The organism is Rhodococcus sp. OK519 (genome assembly GCF_003051005.1).
In the GTDB taxonomy this organism is placed as follows: Bacteria; Actinomycetota; Actinomycetes; order Mycobacteriales; family Mycobacteriaceae; genus Prescottella.
The window spans coordinates 866,123-884,245 of record NZ_QAOW01000001.1; the positions used below are offsets into that span (position 1 = coordinate 866,123).

General features: G+C 69.6%; 17 protein-coding genes. 12 read left to right on the plus strand and 5 right to left on the minus strand.

What is annotated here, in order from left to right; all coding sequences use genetic code 11:
• Positions 1–141: 141 nt before the first annotated feature.
• Together C8K36_RS04130 and C8K36_RS04135 are read left to right on the plus strand one after the other, a co-directional pair.
• Positions 142–942, plus strand: a complete 801-nt coding sequence (locus tag C8K36_RS04130; RefSeq protein ID WP_107983115.1) for an electron transfer flavoprotein subunit beta/FixA family protein — start codon at positions 142–144, stop codon at positions 940–942.
• Between the two features lie 45 nt (positions 943–987).
• Entirely contained in the window at positions 988–1,944 is a 957-nt protein-coding gene (locus C8K36_RS04135; protein ID WP_107983116.1) for an electron transfer flavoprotein subunit alpha/FixB family protein, read from the plus strand.
• Between the two features lie 130 nt (positions 1,945–2,074).
• Here the strand turns inward: C8K36_RS04135 and C8K36_RS04140 are convergent, their stop codons facing one another.
• Positions 2,075–3,040 carry a hypothetical protein gene (locus tag C8K36_RS04140; protein WP_258195019.1) on the minus strand — a complete coding sequence of 322 codons (966 nt, stop codon included), beginning with the start codon at positions 3,038–3,040 and terminating at the stop codon, positions 2,075–2,077.
• Positions 3,041–3,259: 219 nt separating this feature from the next.
• Between C8K36_RS04140 and C8K36_RS04145 the strand changes: the two genes are divergently transcribed.
• The 7 genes from C8K36_RS04145 to C8K36_RS04175 all read left to right on the plus strand — a co-directional run bounded on the left by C8K36_RS04145 (position 3,260) and on the right by C8K36_RS04175 (position 11,322).
• Positions 3,260–4,090, plus strand: a complete 831-nt coding sequence (locus C8K36_RS04145) for a GNAT family N-acetyltransferase (RefSeq protein ID WP_107983117.1) — start codon at positions 3,260–3,262, stop codon at positions 4,088–4,090.
• Positions 4,091–4,152: 62 nt separating this feature from the next.
• Entirely contained in the window at positions 4,153–4,935 is a 783-nt protein-coding gene (locus C8K36_RS04150; protein WP_258195020.1) for a lysophospholipid acyltransferase family protein, read from the plus strand.
• 54 nt (positions 4,936–4,989) lie between these two features.
• Positions 4,990–6,216, plus strand: coding sequence for a cysteine desulfurase family protein (locus C8K36_RS04155; RefSeq protein WP_107983119.1), 1,227 nt, complete (start codon positions 4,990–4,992; stop codon positions 6,214–6,216).
• Positions 6,217–7,305, plus strand: coding sequence for a tRNA 2-thiouridine(34) synthase MnmA (mnmA, locus tag C8K36_RS04160; RefSeq protein WP_107983120.1), 1,089 nt, complete (start codon positions 6,217–6,219; stop codon positions 7,303–7,305).
• The gene (locus tag C8K36_RS04165; RefSeq protein WP_107983121.1) at positions 7,302–8,333 is read left to right on the plus strand and encodes a methionine synthase; all 1,032 of its coding nucleotides are present in this window, start codon (positions 7,302–7,304) and stop codon (positions 8,331–8,333) included. The genes mnmA and C8K36_RS04165 overlap by 4 nt, the downstream gene beginning before the upstream one ends.
• A gap of 77 nt (positions 8,334–8,410) precedes the next feature.
• A complete protein-coding gene (gene ligA, locus C8K36_RS04170) occupies positions 8,411–10,489 on the plus strand; it encodes an NAD-dependent DNA ligase LigA (protein ID WP_107983122.1) in 2,079 nt (692 codons plus the stop codon).
• 344 nt (positions 10,490–10,833) lie between these two features.
• Positions 10,834–11,322 carry a GNAT family N-acetyltransferase gene (locus C8K36_RS04175; protein ID WP_107983761.1) on the plus strand — a complete coding sequence of 163 codons (489 nt, stop codon included), beginning with the start codon at positions 10,834–10,836 and terminating at the stop codon, positions 11,320–11,322.
• A 3-nt stretch (positions 11,323–11,325) separates the two neighbouring features.
• Here the strand turns inward: C8K36_RS04175 and C8K36_RS04180 are convergent, their stop codons facing one another.
• Entirely contained in the window at positions 11,326–11,976 is a 651-nt protein-coding gene (locus tag C8K36_RS04180; protein WP_107983123.1) for an amino acid-binding protein, read from the minus strand.
• Positions 11,977–12,162: 186 nt separating this feature from the next.
• Here C8K36_RS04180 and gatC point away from each other — a divergent pair, with 186 nt between their 5' ends.
• Complete coding sequence (gene gatC / locus C8K36_RS04185; RefSeq protein ID WP_107983124.1) at positions 12,163–12,462, plus strand: Asp-tRNA(Asn)/Glu-tRNA(Gln) amidotransferase subunit GatC; 300 nt, start codon at positions 12,163–12,165, stop codon at positions 12,460–12,462.
• Positions 12,459–13,943 carry an Asp-tRNA(Asn)/Glu-tRNA(Gln) amidotransferase subunit GatA gene (gatA, locus tag C8K36_RS04190; protein WP_107983125.1) on the plus strand — a complete coding sequence of 495 codons (1,485 nt, stop codon included), beginning with the start codon at positions 12,459–12,461 and terminating at the stop codon, positions 13,941–13,943. The genes gatC and gatA overlap by 4 nt, the downstream gene beginning before the upstream one ends.
• Positions 13,944–14,216: 273 nt before the next feature.
• On the opposite strand, the gene C8K36_RS04195 is transcribed toward gatA, so the two are convergent.
• Genes C8K36_RS04195 through C8K36_RS04205 form a run of 3 tightly spaced genes read right to left on the minus strand, consistent with a single transcriptional unit; the run spans position 14,217 to position 16,777 of the window.
• Positions 14,217–14,741, minus strand: a complete 525-nt coding sequence (locus C8K36_RS04195; protein WP_107983126.1) for a mycothiol transferase — start codon at positions 14,739–14,741, stop codon at positions 14,217–14,219.
• A 45-nt stretch (positions 14,742–14,786) separates the two neighbouring features.
• Positions 14,787–16,139 carry an alpha/beta-hydrolase family protein gene (locus C8K36_RS04200; protein ID WP_107983127.1) on the minus strand — a complete coding sequence of 451 codons (1,353 nt, stop codon included), beginning with the start codon at positions 16,137–16,139 and terminating at the stop codon, positions 14,787–14,789.
• A complete protein-coding gene (locus C8K36_RS04205; protein WP_107983128.1) occupies positions 16,136–16,777 on the minus strand; it encodes a hypothetical protein in 642 nt (213 codons plus the stop codon). The genes C8K36_RS04200 and C8K36_RS04205 overlap by 4 nt, the downstream gene beginning before the upstream one ends.
• A 168-nt stretch (positions 16,778–16,945) precedes the next feature.
• Between C8K36_RS04205 and C8K36_RS04210 the strand changes: the two genes are divergently transcribed.
• Entirely contained in the window at positions 16,946–18,121 is a 1,176-nt protein-coding gene (locus C8K36_RS04210; protein WP_258195021.1) for a sensor histidine kinase, read from the plus strand.
• The last annotated feature ends 2 nt before the right edge of the window (positions 18,122–18,123 follow it).

Genomic DNA, 18,123 nt, shown 5'->3' on the forward strand with positions numbered 1-18,123 from the left:
CCCAAGTTACCGGCTGGTAACTTAGCGTGAGGTAATCTGTCGCACAGCCAACGTGCGACGAAATTACTTACGAGAGCTCGGCATGTCGCGGAGTTTCTCGCGACTATCAGCCGGCTACACACAGGAGGTCGACGAAGACCCATGACGAACATCGTCGTTTTGATCAAGCAGGTTCCCGACACGTGGTCCGAGCGAAAGCTGTCCGACGGAGACTTCACGCTCGACCGTGAGGCTGCCGACGCCGTGCTCGACGAGATCAACGAGCGCGCCGTCGAGGAAGCCCTCCTCATCAAGGAGCGCGACGGTGGCGAGGTCATCGTGCTGTGCGCCGGTCCCGACCGTGCCACCGATGCCATCCGCAAGGCGCTGTCCATGGGTGCCGACAAGGCCGTTCACGTGAACGACCCGGCTCTGCACGGCTCCGACGCCGTCCAGACCGGCTGGACGCTCGCTGCGGCTCTGGGTCAGATCAGCTTCGAGAACGGTGAAGCTGCCGATCTCGTCATCGCCGGCAACGAGGCCACCGACGGCCGCATCGGCGCCGTCCCGGCCATCATCGCCGAGTACCTCGGCCTTCCGCAGCTCACCCAGCTGCGCAAGCTGACGGTCACCGACACCACGGTCACGGGCGAGCGCGAGACCGACGAGGGCGTCTTCGGCCTCGAGGCGTCGCTGCCGGCCATCGTCTCGGTCACCGAGAAGATCAACGAGCCGCGCTTCCCGTCCTTCAAGGGCATCATGGCCGCGAAGAAGAAGGAAGTTCAGGTCCTCACCCTGGCCGACCTGGGTGTCGACCCCGCGACCGTGGGCGTCGCCAACGCCGGCACCACCGTCACCGGCTCCACCCCCAAGCCCCCGCGTACCGCTGGCGAGCGCGTTTCCGACGAGGGCGACGGCGGCAGCAAGATCGCCGCGTACCTCGTGGGCCAGAAGATCATCTGATCGAGCCCCCTCGAGACCAGCAGACAAGACAGGGAGAAGTAAGCAATGGCAGAAGTACTCGTGCTCGTCGAGCACGCCGAGGGTGCACTCAAGAAGGTCAGCCTCGAGCTCATCACCGCCGCCCGCGCTCTCGGTGAGCCGGCAGCCGTCGTCGCCGGCCCCGCCGGCACCGCTGCGAAGCTGGCCGAGGCCCTCGCCGCCGCCGGTGCAGCCAAGATCTACGTCGCCGAGTCCGACGACATCGAGGGTTACCTGGTGACCCCGAAGGTCGACGTCCTCGCCGGCCTGGTCGAGTCCGCCGGCCCGGCTGCCGTGGTCCTTGCCGCCAGCACCGAAGGCAAGGAAGTTGCCGGTCGCCTGGCCGCCCGCATCGGCTCCGGCCTGCTGTCCGACGTCGTCGAGGTCAAGGCGGACGGCAGCGCCATCCACTCGATCTTCGGTGGCGCGTTCACCGTCGAGGCCAAGGCCAACGGCGAGGTCCCGGTCATCTCGGTTCGCCCGGGTGCCGTCGAGGCGCAGCCGCAGGCCGCTGCCGGCGAGCAGGTCGTCGTCGAGGTTCCGGCTCAGGACGAGGGCGCCGTCAAGGTCGTCTCCCGCGCGCCGATCGTCGGTGGCGATCGTCCGGAGCTCACCGAGGCGTCCATCGTCGTCTCCGGTGGCCGTGGCGTCGGCTCGGCCGACAAGTTCTCGGTCGTCGAGGAGCTCGCGGATTCGCTCGGTGCCGCTGTCGGCGCTTCGCGTGCCGCGGTCGACTCGGGCTACTACCCGGGCCAGTTCCAGGTCGGTCAGACCGGTAAGACGGTCTCGCCGCAGCTGTACGTCGCGCTCGGCATCTCCGGTGCCATCCAGCACCGCGCCGGCATGCAGACCTCGAAGACCATCGTCGCGGTCAACAAGGACGAAGAGGCCCCGATCTTCGAGATCGCGGACTTCGGCGTCGTGGGCGACCTGTTCAACGTCGCACCGCAGCTCACCGAGGCTGTGAAGGCTCACAAGGGCTGATTCCAGCTCGAGCTTCCCGGGAGCCCCCGTCGCCGATTCCGGTGGCGGGGGCTCTCGCGTTGTATCGGTGGCTCTGGTAGCTCCCGCGCGCAGATTCGTCTCCCGCGCGCGCGATCGGTGGCGCGGGGCGTCAATTCGCGCGCAGCACCGCGCCTAGCGGTCGTCGTCGGCCCGCGGATCGGTTCATTGCCCGACGAATCCGCGTGCCGATCACGTCCGGATGGTCGAGATCCCGCCAGGTCCACCGGGCGACCTCCCAGCCCGCGTCCCGAATCCGGTCTTCGCGCTGCTTCTCCGCGAACACCGCATCGCCCGGGTCCTGCCCGCGGCGAAGGTACTTGCCGTACTTGACCTTCCCGTCGAATTCGCCGACCACTCCGGCGTCGGCGAACAGGAAGTCGACGCGGCCGAGCAGCAGGCCGTCCGGGTCGAGCAGTGACGCCTGGAGGTCCGGGGACGGCAGCCCCAGCGCATCGAGCGCGGCACGGCTGCGCGACTCGCCCACGCTCTCGCTGCGGCCGTCGAGGAAGGCGAGCGCACGCAGCGCGGCGGGGTGACCGGGCCGGCCCGCCGCGTAGTCGAGTGCACTCCCGATCGCATCGCGCGCCAGATCGGGGTTCGCCAACGCGGCATCGCCGACGACTACGGCCCGCTCGAACGGCACGGTCCGACAAAGATCTGCGACAGTGCGGGCGACTGTCGTCACCCGAGCGCCTCCTAGTTCGACGACATCGTCGGTGGACAGCGGCGCACTGTGGGAGTGCAGGTGGCGGGTCCGGCGTCCGCCGCTGGACTTGTCGCGGGTGACGTGGATCCGGTCGAGGGGAATCTGCCACAGCGACAACCCGTGCAGCACCGCCGCCGACTGGTGGCTCACGACTGCGTCGCGGCTCAGGCCTGGCAGCGTTGCCGTGAGCAAGGCGCGGTGTCGGGCCCTGTCGTCGAGCAATTCCTGCGCTTCGGGTGACAGATAGCTGCCCGGGCGAAGTCGGGCCCACCCGCCGCTGCGGCAGAGCGTTCGGAGTTCGCCGTCGGTGAAGCCCCGTGCGAGGGCATCGCGCCGGAGCAGCGGGCGGTGAGTCGGTTCGTCGTCCACGGCGTCATCGTGCTGGACGCCGGGCGCGTCGGGACGGCCCTGCCGCAGATTGTGGATGCGCGAGAAAGTTGTCCACAACTTCCCGCGCGCAGATTCGTCTCCCGCGCGCGCGATCGGGGGCGCGGGGCGTCAATTCGCGCGCGGCACGTTCACCGAAGCTGCACCGACGCGACACGCCTCCGACGCTCGGCCGCCGTACCGGCTCGATAGACCTCTGCCATGACAACTTCGTCACCGGTCGAAACCGTCTACTCCGACACCGTGACCTCCGGAATCTCCGGGTCGCGCTACTCCCTCCTCGTGTCCTCCGACCGCGAACACCGTCTCGCCGCGCAGCGTCTGCGCTACAGTGTGTTCGCCTCCGAACCCGGATACGTGATCCCCGCGTCCGACGACCGTCTCGACGCCGATCGATTCGACGACTTCTGCGATCACCTGCTGGTTCGCGACAACGCGACCGATGAGTTCGTCGGCTGCTACCGGATGCTCCCGCCCGACGCGGCGGTGGCGGCGGGCGGCTACTACACCGCCACCGAGTTCGACCTCGCTGCCCTCGATCCGGCCGGACGCCGGGCGGTCGAGATGGGGCGTGCGTGCGTCGACGTCGATCACCGGTCCGGCTCGGTGCTCGCGCTCATGTGGGCCGGCATCCTGCACTACCTGCAGCTCACCGGTCACGAGACCGTCATGGGCTGCGTCTCGGTGCCGATGCAGGACGGGCCCGGCGCCGTCGCCGGTGCGAACGTGCGCGGGGTGCGCGATTTCCTGCTGAGCCGTCATGCCGCCGATCGGTCGTCGTGGGCGCGGCCCCTGCGCCCGGTGCGGGTGGACGGCCGGCCGCTCGACGACATCGTCGCACCGCTGCGGCCGGCGGTGCCGCCGCTGCTGCGTGGCTACCTGCGGTTGGGGGCGAAGATCTGCGGGGAACCCGCGCACGACCCGGACTTCGGTGTCGCTGATTTCGTGGCCCTGCAGAGCCTGCACGACGCCGACGTCCGCTACCTCGAACGGTTGCGGCGGGCGTCGGCGACCTTCGAGGCTGCAGCGTGATTCACCCCTGGCTGCCGACGAGCCCGTGCGGCGAGGGATGTCTGCCGTCGGGGCGGGATCGGGTGTCCGTACCGACGGTGTGCGGGCGGTGGGCGATGCTGACGGTGGTGGCGTCGAGCGTGCTGCTGTTCCCGCTGCTGCGTGCACTCCCGGCTGCGACACGCGCCCAGTGGAACCGGCGGCTGGCCCGGGCCGCGCTGCGCAGCATCGGGATTCGCGTCGACATCGGGGCGCCTGACCTGCGAGTGCCGGGCGGCACCTTGGTCGTGGCGGGCCACGTGTCGTGGCTCGACGTGCTGGTCCTCGCGGCGGTGGCGCCCGGGCGGTTCGTCGCCCGTGCCGACCTGGTGACCTGGCCGCTGCTGGGTGCGGTGGCCCGTCGGGTGCGGGTCATCCCGATCGAGCGCGACCGATTGCGCCGGCTGCCCGACACGGTGGCCGCCGTCCGGGACCGGTTGTCGGCCGGGGAGACGGTGATCGCCTTCCCCGAGGGGACCACGTGGTGCGGGCGGGCGTTCGGGCGCTTCCGGCCCGCGCTGTTCCAGGCAGCGATCGACGCACAGAGACCGGTGCTGCCGCTGGCGGTGGCGTACGTCGACGCGACAGGTTCGGGGTCGACGCTGCCTGCGTTCGTCGGCGCCGACACGATCGGGGCGTCGATGGGCCGAATCATCCGCAGTCGGGGGCTGCGCGCAACGGTCACTCCGGGGGAGTTGCAGGGCCCGGGCTCCGATCGGCGTGAGCTGGCGAACCGCTGCGAACGGCAGGTGCGCCGGGGTTCCCACGCCGTCACCGACCGTCTGCTCGCTCGGCTGGACGGGCCCGCCCACGTGCGCGCTGCGTGACGGGGATCTCCGGCCGCGTGGGAGTCCGGCACCACGGGCTATCCTTGTCGGGTCATGATCTCGCCTGCCCCCAGCTCAGCGGTCTACCTCGACCATGCCGCGACCACACCCGTGTACCCGGCCACGATCGAGGCGATGACCGAGGTCTTCGCGACGGTGGGTAACGCCTCGTCACTGCACGGATCGGGTCGTTCGGCCCGGCGCCGCATCGAGGAGGCCCGCGAGTCCATCGCAGCGTGTCTCGGGGCTCGCCCGTCCGAGGTGATCTTCACATCCGGCGGCACCGAGAGCGACAACCTCGCCGTCAAGGGCATCTACTGGGCCCGGCGCGACGCCGATCCGAAGCGCACCCGCATCCTCGCCAGCGCCGTCGAACATCACGCCGTGCTCGACGCCGTCGAGTGGCTCGTCGCGCACGAGGGCGCCCAGGTGACGTGGCTGCCCGTCGACGCAGACGGTGCTGTCGATCCCGACGTCGTGCGTGCTGAACTGGCCGTGCACGCCGAGGAGACGGCTCTCGTGACCGTGATGTGGGCGAACAACGAAGTCGGCACCATCAATCCCATCGCCGAGATCGCCGCGATCGCGTCCGAGTACGGCGTCCCGATCCATTCCGACGCGGTCCAGGCCGCGGCGCACCTGCCGATCGACTTCGCGGCGAGCGGGCTCTCGGCACTGAGCATCGCCGCGCACAAGTTCGGTGGACCGCAGGGCGTCGGTGCGCTGTTGCTCGGACGTCAGGTGCCGTGCGTGCCGCTGTCGCACGGCGGTGGCCACGAACGCGATCTGCGCTCCGGCACGCAGGACACCGCGTCGATCGTCGGCCTCGCGTCCGCGCTGCGGATCACGACCTCCGAGATGGAGGCGCGCGGCGCCGAGCTGATCGCCTTGCGGGACAGCCTGATCGAGGGCGTTCAGGGCATCGTGCCCGACGCGGTCCTCAACGGTCCGGCAGGTTCGCGGCGGCTGCAGAGACTTCCTGGCAACGCGCACTTCACCTTCCCCGGCTGCGAGGGCGACTCGCTGTTGATGCTGCTCGACGTCGCGGGCGTCGAGTGCTCCACGGGGTCGGCATGTACCGCAGGGGTCGCGAGCGCGAGTCACGTGCTGACCGCAATGGGGGTCGACCCCGTCGTCGCGCGCGGATCGCTCCGCTTCTCGTTGGGGCACACGTCGACCGAGCAGGACGTCGAGACGCTGCTGTCCGCTCTGCCGCAGGTGATCGAACGCGCCCGCGCCGCCGGACTGGCGAGCGCCGGTGCCCGAGGAGGGAATCGTTAGATGCGAGTTCTGGCAGCGATGAGCGGCGGAGTGGACTCTGCTGTCGCGGCGGCACGGGCGGTGGCTGCCGGTCACGACGTCGTGGGTGTGCACCTGGCGCTCTCGACCGCACCGGGCACACTGCGCACGGGTTCGCGTGGCTGCTGCTCCAAAGAGGACGCCGGTGACGCCAAGCGGGCTGCCGATGTGCTCGGAATCCCCTTCTATGTCTGGGATTTCGCGGATCGTTTCAAGGAAGACGTGATCGACGATTTCGTCGAGTCCTATGCCGCGGGCGAGACCCCCAATCCGTGCCTGCGCTGCAACGAGAAGATCAAGTTCGCGGCGCTCGCCGACCGCGCGTATGCGCTGGGCTTCGACGCCGTCGCCACCGGGCACTACGCGCGACTCCAGGACGGCGTGCTGCGCCGCGCGGTCGACGCAGACAAGGACCAGTCGTACGTGCTCGCGGTGCTCACCGAGGATCAGCTGTCTCGGGCGATGTTCCCGATCGGTGACACCCCGAAGGAACAGATCCGCGAGGAGGCGGCGGAGCGTGGCCTCGCCGTCGCGAACAAGCCGGACAGCCACGACATCTGCTTCATCCCGTCCGGTGACACGCGGGCCTTCCTCGGCGCGAAGATCGGCATCCGGCCCGGCGCGGTCGTCGACGCCGACACCGGTGAGGTGCTGGCGCAGCACGAGGGCGTGCACGGGTTCACGATCGGCCAGCGCAAGGGACTCGGTGTGCAGGGCCCGGCTGCCGATGGCCAGCCCCGCTACGTGACGTCGATCGAACCCGACACCGGCACCGTGCGGGTCGGTTCGGCCACCCGACTCGAGGTGTGGACCATCACCGCCGACCGCGCGATCTGGACGTCGGGGCAGGCACCCGTCGGCCCGGTCGAGTGCGTCGTGCAGGTGCGCGCGCACGGCGGGACAGCGCGCGCAGTGGCCGAAGAAGTCGACGGCGGCATCGTCGTGCAGTTGTCGGAGCCGCTGACGGGTGTCGCGAAGGGCCAGGCCGTGGTGCTGTACCGGCCGGATGCGGCCGGCGACGTCGTGATCGGCAGCGGCACCATCGCGGGCACGTCGTCGGACCGGTCGTGACGGACCTCCGGGTTCCCGTCGGTGTCGCGACGGGCGTCGGATCGTGGCCGGGTACCGATCCGCGCGAGGCGGCGGAGATCGTTGTCGGTGAGGTCGCAGCGCTGCCCCACCTGGTCGAGCTTCCGGCGCGTGGCCTCGGCGCCGACATGATCGGCCGTGCCGCTGCGCTGTTGATCGACATGCCGCTCGACACCTCCACCTCCGGATACCGTCTGGCGCAGCGGGTCGGCCCGATGACCCGGACCGCTCGGGATCTGCTGGCCCGGGATCTCGATGCCTTCGAGGAGGCGTGGGAGCTGGCTGGGCGCCGCGGCACGGAGCAGCCGGTGAAGGTGCAGGCGGTGGGACCGCTGACGCTGGCCTCGCAGGTCGAGCGCTTCGGCGGCCACCGGGTTCTCACCGATCGCGGCGCGATGCGGGATCTGACGGAGTCGCTCGCCGAGGGCATAGCGGCGCACGCCGCCGCCGCCGCCCGCCGCTTCGAGTCGCCCATCGTCGTCCAGCTCGACGAGCCCGCGCTGCCCGCGGTCCTCGCCGGCTCGCTGCCGGGTGTCTCGATCCTGCAGGCTCCGCCCGCGCTGCCCGAGCCCGAGGCCCTGCACTTCCTGCAGCAGGCGATCGAACGGATCGGTGCTCCGGTCCTGGTGCACTGCTGCGCGTCCGACGTTCCGTGGGGTCTGCTGCGCCGCAGCGGCGCGACGATGGTCGGGTTCGACGTGAGTACCCTGCGCACCCGTGATCTGGACGGCATCGGCAACCTGCTCGACGCCGGCGTCGACCTGGCGCTGGGTCTGGTACCCACCACTGCGCCGGAGCGCATACTCGGCTGGCGGGAGCTGGCCGAACCGGCGACCCGATTGCTGGACCGGCTCGGGTTCTCGCGTGAGCTGCTCACGTCGCGCGTGGCCGTCACACCCGCGTGCGGACTGGCGGGCGCGAGCCTCGACTGGGCGCGTTCGGCGCTGCGGTCGTCGAGCGAGCTGACCCGCGCCTTCGCCGACGGCGCCGACCCGTCCGAGACGCCCTGAACGGTTTCGCGTCGGCAATATCTGTCGTGCCACTGCGATAACCTTCCCGGGTGGACCAGAACGATGCCGCTACCCCGATGACCAGCCCGTCCGACGTCGAGGTGCAGCCCGCGAGTCCCGCGGACCGGGAACGCTGGCAGGAGCTGGCCGAGGTCGTGCGCAACCACCAGTTCCGCTACTACGTGCTCGATTCGCCCGTCGTCTCCGACGGCGAATTCGACCAGTTGTTCGGTGAACTGAATGCCCTCGAGGAGCGGCATCCGGACCTGCGGACCCCCGATTCGCCCACCCAATTGGTCGGCGGCGGCTTCAAGACCGAGTTCAAGGCCGTCGACCACCTCGAACGAATGCTGAGCCTCGACAACGTCTTCGACTACGACGAACTGCGCACCTGGGCCAGTCGCGTGGAGAGTGAGACCGGATCGGACCTGCACTACCTGTGCGAGGTCAAGATCGACGGCGTCGCGCTGAACCTGGTGTACGAGAACGGCCGGCTGGTCCGTGCCGCGACGCGTGGCGACGGACGCACCGGCGAGGACGTCACACTCAACGCGCGCACCATTTCGGGTATCCCTGAAACCCTCACGCCCAGTGATGAATACCCGATCCCGGCGCTGCTCGAGGTGCGCGGCGAGGTGTTCTTCCGGCTCGAGGATTTCGCGGCCCTCAACGCCTCTCTCGTGGAGGAGGGCAAGGCGCCCTTCGCGAATCCGCGGAACTCGGCGGCAGGGTCGCTCCGGCAGAAGAATCCGGCGATCACCGCCCGACGCCGACTCGGCATGATCTGCCACGGACTGGGCCGCACCGAGGGATTCGACCCAGTCGGTCAGTACGACGCCTACATCGCGCTCGCGGCCTGGGGCCTGCCCGTCTCCACCCACACCTCGCGTGTCGTCGGCGTCGACGCCGTCGTCGAGAAGGTGAAGTACTGGGACGAGCACCGACACGACGTCGAGCACGAGATCGACGGCCTGGTCGTCAAAGTCGACGAGATGGCGCTGCACCGCAGGCTCGGCGCGACGTCGCGCGCGCCGCGGTGGGCCGTGGCGTACAAGTATCCGCCCGAGGAGGCCACCACCAAACTTCTCGACATCCGTGTGAGCGTCGGCCGCACCGGACGCGTCACCCCGTTCGCGTATATGGAACCGGTACTGGTGGCGGGGTCGACGGTGGCGCTCGCGACGCTGCACAATGCGTCCGAGGTCAAGCGCAAGGGCGTGCTGATCGGCGACACCGTCGTGATCCGCAAGGCCGGCGAAGTGATCCCCGAAGTGCTCGGCCCCGTCGTCGATGTGCGTGACGGCACCGAGACCGAGTTCGTGATGCCCACGGAGTGCCCGGAGTGCGGTACGACGCTCGCACCCGCCAAGGAGGGCGACGCCGACATCCGCTGCCCCAACCAGCGGTCGTGCCCGGCGCAGTTGCGGGAGAGGGTGTTCCACGTCGCGGGGCGCGGCGCGTTCGACATCGAAGTGCTCGGCTACGAGGCCGCCACCGCACTGCTGCAGGCCGGCGTCATCAGCGACGAGGGCGACCTGTTCTCGCTCACCGAGGACGACCTCCTCGAGGCGCCGCTGTTCCGGACCAAAGCCGGCACGTTGTCGGCCAACGGTCGTCGTCTGCTCGACAATCTGGGCTCGGCCAAGCAGCAACCGCTGTGGCGCGTGTTGGTCGCCCTGTCCATTCGTCATGTCGGGCCGACGGCGGCGCGCGCGCTCGCGGGGGAGTTCGGCAGCCTCGAACGGATCGAGAACGCCGGTGTCGAGGAACTCGCCGCGGTCGACGGCGTCGGCGGCACCATCGCGGCGGCTGTCGTGGCCTGGTTCGACGTCGACTGGCATCGCGACATCGTCGACAAGTGGCGTGCGGCAGGCGTGACGATGGAGGACGAGCGCGACGAGTCGATCGTGCGCAACCTCGAGGGGCTGTCGATCGTCGTCACCGGTTCGCTCGACGGCTTCAGCCGGGACGAGGCGAAGGAGGCGATCCTGATCCGCGGCGGCAAGGCTGCCGGGTCGGTGTCGAAGAAGACCGCGTTCGTCGTGATCGGTGATGCCCCCGGGTCCAAGGCCGCGAAGGCGGAGGAACTCGGTGTGCCGATCCTGGACGAGGCCGGGTTCCGTCGACTTCTCGAGAACGGGCCGGACGACATCTGACGGTCGGCGGGCAGAAAGCACAGCGCGACACGAACATTCACACCGACAGCGGGTCGTTGTCTACGTGATGAACACCACGCTACGACGCGATGTCGTTGAGCGCTGGTTTGCGGTGGGCGAGACGCGGGGGCGTTCGGGAGTTGATCCACAGAGCCGGCGGGAAAGCATCGATCCTGGTCGGAGTCGGTTCGGGTGTGGTGCGACGCATGTAACGGATGGGTTCGCCGGGGCGATCCCGGCGAGACGGACCGGCTGGTCCGAGTGTGGTGGGCGTCTCATTTCCCCCGCTCGGAGCGTCTGAATCGGTTTTTTCGCGGAGGGGAGTGGCTGACATAGTGACGCCCATGATCGATATCCGTACCGCCACCCCCGCCGACTACGACGCCGTGGGAACGCTCACCGCCGACGTCTACATCGGGGGCGGCTTCGTGTCGGAGGCCGACGGGTACGCGGACCGTCTGCGCGACACCGCGTCCCGCGCGGAGCATGCCGATGTGGTCGTCGCGGTTGTCGACGACGAGATCGTCGGATCGGTGACGATCGCCGCACCCGAGTCGCCGTTCGCGGACGTCGCGGAGACGGGCGAACTGGAGTTCCGCATGCTCGCGGTCGCGCAGTCGGCCCGTGGCAAGGGCGTCGGGTCGGCGCTGGTGCGGCACGTGCTCGATGTCGCGTACGAGCGCGGCGACCGCGCCGTCGTGATCTCGACGCAGGCCGACATGGTCGAAGCCCGTCGCATCTACGACCGCAGTGGCTTCGTGGCGGCTCCCGAGCGGGACTGGGCCCCGGTGCCGGGCACCGAACTCACCGCGCTGGTTCGTGAACTGGTCTAGGGCTCAGCCGAGGACGGTCGCGACGATGCCGGCGAGGTAGCCCAGTCGCGCAACCTCCGACGGCCGGAACTCGGGTCCGCCGGAGCGCCCGAGGAGCAGGACCTTGCTGCTGTTGCCGAGCGGCGCGGCGGCGAGGGCGGTGTCCATGTCACGCCACGATTGCGGAACCCACTCTGCCTCGCCGTCGAGGGCGGTCGCCTTCGCGAGCGGCATCCACGGCGCATCACCGGCGTGCGTCTCGGGGGCGCTGGGGCTGCCGACGACGCGGAACGCCCCGTGCGGGCCCAGATCCATGACCGTGGACCAGCCGACCCGCAGCACACGCGGCGCTCCGTCGACCAGCACCTGCAGTCGGTCGGAGCGCGCCGTCGCGACGTTGTCGATGAGTTCGAGTTCGCGGTGGGTGTCGAGGATGCCGGAGTACGGGCGGATCGAGTCGACCCGGACGTCGGGCAGGTGTTCGGCTGCGGTGATGAGGGTGTCCGGCAGCGATCCGGTCGCGACGTCCACCACGAGATCGTCGACGGCGAATCCGGAGCCGCGCTCGACGACGTCGAGCGAGAGGATGTCCGCGCCGACCGAGCCGAGCGCGACGGCGAGTGCGCCGAGGCTGCCGGGACGGTCGGGCAGCTGGACGCGCAGCAGGTAGGACACGTGCGGCCTTTCCAATCGATCGAAGCCTGGCTTCGACACCGAGGAAGGGACACGGTGCGAGCCCCCGCCTCCACCATCATTTCACCCCGGTCCGGTGCCTGCTCGGGTGACGGGCTGCACGGCCCGCCTCGGTCACGCTCTAGGCTGGTGGGAACGTTCACTCCGACCTGAAAGGGGTCACCGAAGGTGCCTGCCATCTCCCGTGACGAGGTCGCCCACCTCGCCCGGCTGTCCCGGCTTGCCCTGACCGACGCCGAACTCGACGAGTTCGCCGGTCAGCTGGATTCGATTCTCAGCCATGTGAAGGCGGTGTCCGAGGTCGCGGCAGATGATGTCCCCGCCACCGCGAACCCCAACCCGGTCGTCAACGTGACCCGGCCCGACGTCATCGTCCCGGGCCTCACGCCCGAGCAGGCGCTGTCCGGTGCCCCGGCCGTCGAAGAGGACCGGTTCGCCGTTCCGCAGATCTTGGGAGAGGGCGAATGAGCACCGATCTGACCCGTCTCGACGCCTCCGACCTGGCATCGAAGATTCACTCGCGCGAGATCTCGTCGGTGGAGGCCACCCAGGCCCACCTCGATCGGATCGGCCAGGTCGACGGTGAGCTGCACGCGTTCCTGCACGTCGCCGGCGAGCAGGCGCTCGTCGCCGCCAAGGAGGTCGACTCCTCGATCGCCGCCGGTGAGAAGCCGGCGTCGGCGCTCGCCGGTGTGCCGATCGCGCTCAAGGACGTCTTCACGACCACCGACATGCCGACCACGTGCGCGTCGAAGATTCTCGAGAACTGGGTGTCGCCGTACGACGCGACGCTCACCACCAAGCTGCGCGACGCGGGCATCCCGATCCTCGGCAAGACCAACATGGACGAGTTCGCGATGGGCTCCTCCACCGAGAACTCGGCGTACGGCCCCACCCGGAACCCGTGGGACACCACGCGTATCCCGGGCGGCTCGGGCGGTGGCTCCGCGGCCGCGCTGGCGTCGTACCAGGCGCCGCTCGCGATCGGCACCGACACCGGCGGCTCGATCCGTCAGCCGGCCGCGGTGACCGCGACCGTCGGCACCAAGCCCACCTACGGCACCGTCTCGCGCTTCGGTCTCGTCGCGTGCGCGTCGTCGCTCGATCAGGGCGGCCCGTGCGGCCGCACCGTTCTCGACACCGCACTGCTGCACGAGGTCATCGCCGGGTACGACCCGCGTGACTCGACGTCGGTGAACGAGCCGGTCCGTCCGGTCGTCGAGGCGGCCCTCCAGGGCGCCACCGGCGACCTGAAGGGCGTGCGCGTCGGCGTCGTCAAGGAACTGCACTCCGACAGCTATCAGCCCGGCGTCATCGCCTCGTTCGACGCGGCAGTCGAGCAGCTGACGGCGCTCGGTGCCGAGGTTGTCGAGGTGTCGTGCCCCAACTTCCTGCACGCGCTCGCCGCGTACTACCTGATCCTGCCGAGTGAGGTGTCCTCCAACCTCGCGCGCTTCGATGCGATGCGCTACGGCCTGCGCGTCGACGACGGCAACATGAGCGCCGAGCAGGTCATGGCCGCGACCCGCGCCGCCGGCTTCGGCAAGGAAGTCAAGCGCCGCATCATGATCGGCACCTACGCACTGTCGTCGGGCTACTACGACGCCTACTACGGTTCGGCGCTCAAGGTCCGCACGTTGATCGCCCGCGACTTCGACGCCGCGTACGAGAAGGTCGACGTCCTGGTCTCGCCGACGAGCCCGTTCACGCCGTGGAAGCTCGGCGAGAAGGTCGACGATCCGCTGGCGATGTACCTGTCCGACCTGTGCACGCTGCCGACCAACCTGGCCGGTCACTGCGCGATGTCGGTGCCGTCCGGTGTTTCGGCGGAGGACGGTCTGCCCGTCGGCCTGCAGATCATGGCGCCGGCGCTGGCCGACGAGCGCCTGTACCGCGTCGGCGCGGCCTACGAGGCGGCCCGCGGGCCGATCGCGTCGCCCGTCGCGTAACCCGCTCCACCACGACAGCCCGGATTCGGACCTCGGATCCGGGCTGTCGCGCGTTCGGTACGACTAGGCTGCGGGGCAGCTGACAGTCCGAAACAGGTTGCCCGACAGTCCCGGAATCGAGATGCATGTGTCGTTCACAACCAGCTTGAACCCTCGACAGTACGAGAAGTTTCAGGGCATCTCGCTCGCGATGTCGGCATGGTCGTGTTCTCCGGCGTCTGGCTGTTGACGGATCTGGTCCCTCGCTGAAGTTTGCCACCGGCAAGCGAGAGATCAGCTCGCCTCGTAAAGTCCCCGCACGTACGCGGCCTGGCCCAGGTGCTGCAGACAGTCCCCGATGACGCTCACCAGCCGGACCGATACCGTCACCGGCGGATCCCACCGCCGGTCCACGATCCGTTCGAGTTCGTCGGTGGTCAGCTCGTCGATGTATTCGAGCGTCGCCAGGTGCACGTCACCGTGGTAGTCGGCAAGCAACTGCGCGTCGGCGTGCACCTCGCCGACCTGCGCGCTGTCGTGCCCGTACCCGATGTCGGTGGTGGGGAACGGGAACCCGAACCGCTCCTGCCAGCCGCGTGACGTCCACGCCTGCTCCACGTCGGCGGCGTCGCTCACGTGGTCGTCCTGGACGCGGGTGAGATGCCAGACGAGCCATGCGATCGAGTTCGCCTGCGGGCCGGGGCGATAGTCGGACATCTCGGTGGTCAGCCCGTCGGTGACCGCGACCACGAGTTCGCGGATCCGTTCGAAGTTGTCTCGCAGAATCGCCCGCGCAGCTTCCGTGTCCGATGCACTCATTCCTCCACGGTAGGCGGGTGGCGCGAATGTGTCCGGGGATCGGAGTCAGCCGCACTCGCGCATCGCCAGTCCCTGGTCGTCGCCGTAGCGATGCCCGTGCCCGGACGGGGCATTGAGCGCGAACAGGAGGTCGACGCCGGTCTGGACGAAGCTGACCGCGGGAATCCATTGCGGCACAGGTGCGTCGATGCGTGCGTTGTCGAGGTCGGGTTCGTGCATCAGCAGTCCCGGTGACCACCACACGACGGGATCGGAACTGTTCGCGACCACCGTCGCACCCTCGGTGCGGACCGCACCGGCCGGCGGGCCGGCCCAGACGACACTGCACGCGCGTGTCTGCTGATCGGCGCTGTTGTCGAAGATCGCGCTGCCGCCGACCGAGCCGAGGCTCTGCCCGTAGACGTGCAGGTCCGGCCGGTTCTCCACCGGAAGCCGTGCGGTCCGCTCGGAAACCGCGCCGAACAGTGCCCGGGCGGACTCCTCGGCGTCGGCGCGTCCGAACAGGAACGTCGCCCAGCTGGGCGCGTACGAGTACTGCATGCCGACGATCGCGACATCACCGTCGAAGCGACGTTCGAGGCCGCGCGCCGCCTCACCGTCGATCCACCCGGATCCGGTGGGGACGGCGACGATCACGTGCGAACGACCGAAGGCTCCGGCACGATCCATTTCGGCGACCGCGAGTCGTGCCCGTGCTGTCACATCCGGTGCCGAGCCGAGACCGACGTACGTGCGGATGCTGCGCGGATCGGAAGTGCCGGCGACGAACCGGCGGCCCTCCGCGCCGAGGGTCGACCACGGGACGAGGGACTGCGGGTCGCCGGATCCGAGCGCCGGGTCCATCTGCCCGCTGGTGCTCCGGAAGTGTTGCGATGCAGCCGAAGCGGTTGCCGGAATTGCCCCCACGGTCAGGATCGTGCCGGCCACGATCGCCAGCGCGGCGCCCCGCACCAGGCCGAGACGTCTTGCAATGCTGTGGGTTCCGCGCGTGAGTCCGATCAGTGCGAGAAAGGTCGAGCCTGCCCAGAACGCGACCTCGGCCCAGTGCCCGGCACCGATCGCGGGCGCACCCATCGCGGCTCGCACCGCGTTCTGCCAGTGGTTCGCGGTCTCCACGCACCAGACGAACGCGACAGCCGAGATCAGCAGCGCGACGACGCGCACGTCCCGGGATCGTTCCGCCGCGCCCGAACGTCGAAGTCGCCGCAGCAGCGACACGGCACCCCACCCCAGCGCCACCAGAACCCCGCTCAGCACACCCTGCGTGACGGGGCCGCGGGGCAACAGGGAGGGCGCGAGTGACGCGACGACGCCTCCGGTCACCGCGAGGGTGGTGCCGACGCGGGGGAGGGCGGGCGCGTGTGTGATCGCGGCCCGGGAGGCGGTGAGGACGCTCATGCCGCACCTGCCCGAACCCGGCGGATCGCGAACGCGACGAGCAGCACGCCCCCGCCCCCGGCTGCGCCACCGAGCGTGTACCGGATCCAGGGTTCGTCGACGGGCGCGCCGTAACTCTGCCGCCGCGAGTTCCACGCGACGGCCGTGGCGGCGGTGTCGGCCATCACGAAACAGGATGCGCGGTCCCGTATCCGGGTGTCGCACGCGTCGTGCATGCGACGGTCGAGCTGGGCGTCGATCTCGGTCCGAGCCCACGTCCCCAGGTCGCCACCGCCCAGGTGCGCGTACCGCAGCAGGTCGTAGCCGAAATCGTGTGCCTTGCACGCCGTATCGAACTCTGCGGGCAGGGGGACCGGTGACGAACACGATCCGTCCGGGTTGACGAGCATCCCGTCCACTGCGGCCGGGCGGTAGCCCATCACGGCGGCGAAGTCGCCCGGCAACACGGCGGCGAAGTCGCCCGGGACGACGTCCGGCGACGGGTCTTCGGCCGTCAGTGCTGTCAGCGCGGTGACCGCCCGGGCCGCGGCGGCGTCCTCCCTCAGCGGGGTGTTCGCGTCTGCCGTGGGTGCGTACGAGGTTGCGGTCACGATCGCGGTGGCGGCGAGGACCGCGCCGGCCCAGATTCTGGTTCGCATGCCTGAAGACGCTAGAAATAGCTCGTACGCTGCGACATCACCCGAAAGTGCCGACCGTCTGCAGCGCTGCGGCGGGACTGGTGACGTGTCGCCGGTACCGCAGAGCCACACCGATCTCACTCTCAGGTATGACGCCCGACGAGACGCGAGTTCCTAGAGTCGGAACCTGTGAGTGGCAACAACCTGGTCCGTGACGCGACAACACGATTGCGTGGGCACGGCCTGAACGTCCTTATCGGTCTCGTCACCGTGATCCTGTACGCGGTGGCCTGGCCGACGCTGCATCTCACGCATCAGGTGTCGCCTCCCCTTCAGCCCATCATCGCCGCCCTCGCCGCGTGGCCCTTCATCTTCGTCCGGGCCAATCCGGCTCTGGGATGGGCGATCTCGGCGGTGTCGGCGCTCGTGATCCCGTGGGTCTTCGATCTCGTCCCGGACTCGGGGTACACCTATCCGTGGCAGGTCGTCCACATCATCGTGATCATGACGTTGCTGTTCGCCGTGAGCCTGGTGGCCGCCACGCCCACTGTCGTCGTCGCGTGGATCTCGACGGTGCTGCTGTTTCTCGCCGACACCCCGGGCGATGACGGGATGGGGTGGGCCGTCGGGCTGAGCGCGCTGGTCGCGTTCGGGTTGCTGATCCGCTGGCTGGTGCTCTCCCGCCGGCAGTTGGCCGCCGAGGAACAGGCCAATGACCTGGAACGCGCGCGGCGCGCGGTCCTCGAGGAGAAGGCCCGGATCGCGCGCGACCTGCACGACGTCGTCGCGCACCACATGTCGATGGTCGTCGTGCAGGCTCAGAGCGCGCCGTATCGGCTCGACTCGGTGTCCGACGAGGTGAAGGCGGAGTTCGAATCGATCGGCGCCACCGCGCGGGAGGCGCTCAACGAGATCCGCGGCCTGCTCGGGGTGTTGCGCAGCGACGCCGAGTCGATCGAACGGGCACCTCAGCCGGGCGTGGACCAGATCGAGGAACTGCTCGACAACACTCGGCGGGCCGGGATCTCGTTGTCGTGGAATGTGACCGGCGATCCGTCGTCGTTGTCGGAGATCGCGGGACTGACGGTGTACCGGATCCTGCAGGAGTCGCTGTCCAATGCGGCCCGGCACTGTCCGGGCGCACCGGTGACGGTGTCGCTCGACTACGGACCGTCCGCTACCTCGATCGTCGTGTACAACGGACCGGCAGCGGGTCCTGCGCGGCCGTCGGAGTCGTCGGGCGGCAGCGGCATCGGCGGCATGCGCGAGCGCGCCGCCGCGGTGGGCGGCATGCTCGACGTCCGGGCACTCGGTGACGGCGGATTCGAGGTCAGGGCCCACATCCCCAGCGCGCCGCTCGCCTAGGC

Coding starts and splice junctions, on each gene's coding strand:
- C8K36_RS04155 (WP_107983119.1), top strand. CDS start 4,990: ATGATCTCGCCTGCCCCCAGCTCAGCGGTCTACCTCGACCATGCCGCG.
- C8K36_RS04195 (WP_107983126.1), bottom strand. CDS start 14,741: ATGAGTGCATCGGACACGGAAGCTGCGCGGGCGATTCTGCGAGACAAC.
- C8K36_RS04200 (WP_107983127.1), bottom strand. CDS start 16,139: ATGAGCGTCCTCACCGCCTCCCGGGCCGCGATCACACACGCGCCCGCC.
- C8K36_RS04205 (WP_107983128.1), bottom strand. CDS start 16,777: ATGCGAACCAGAATCTGGGCCGGCGCGGTCCTCGCCGCCACCGCGATC.
- C8K36_RS04175 (WP_107983761.1), top strand. CDS start 10,834: ATGATCGATATCCGTACCGCCACCCCCGCCGACTACGACGCCGTGGGA.
- C8K36_RS04135 (WP_107983116.1), top strand. CDS start 988: ATGGCAGAAGTACTCGTGCTCGTCGAGCACGCCGAGGGTGCACTCAAG.
- mnmA (WP_107983120.1), top strand. CDS start 6,217: ATGCGAGTTCTGGCAGCGATGAGCGGCGGAGTGGACTCTGCTGTCGCG.
- ligA (WP_107983122.1), top strand. CDS start 8,411: ATGACCAGCCCGTCCGACGTCGAGGTGCAGCCCGCGAGTCCCGCGGAC.
- C8K36_RS04130 (WP_107983115.1), top strand. CDS start 142: ATGACGAACATCGTCGTTTTGATCAAGCAGGTTCCCGACACGTGGTCC.
- C8K36_RS04145 (WP_107983117.1), top strand. CDS start 3,260: ATGACAACTTCGTCACCGGTCGAAACCGTCTACTCCGACACCGTGACC.
- gatA (WP_107983125.1), top strand. CDS start 12,459: ATGAGCACCGATCTGACCCGTCTCGACGCCTCCGACCTGGCATCGAAG.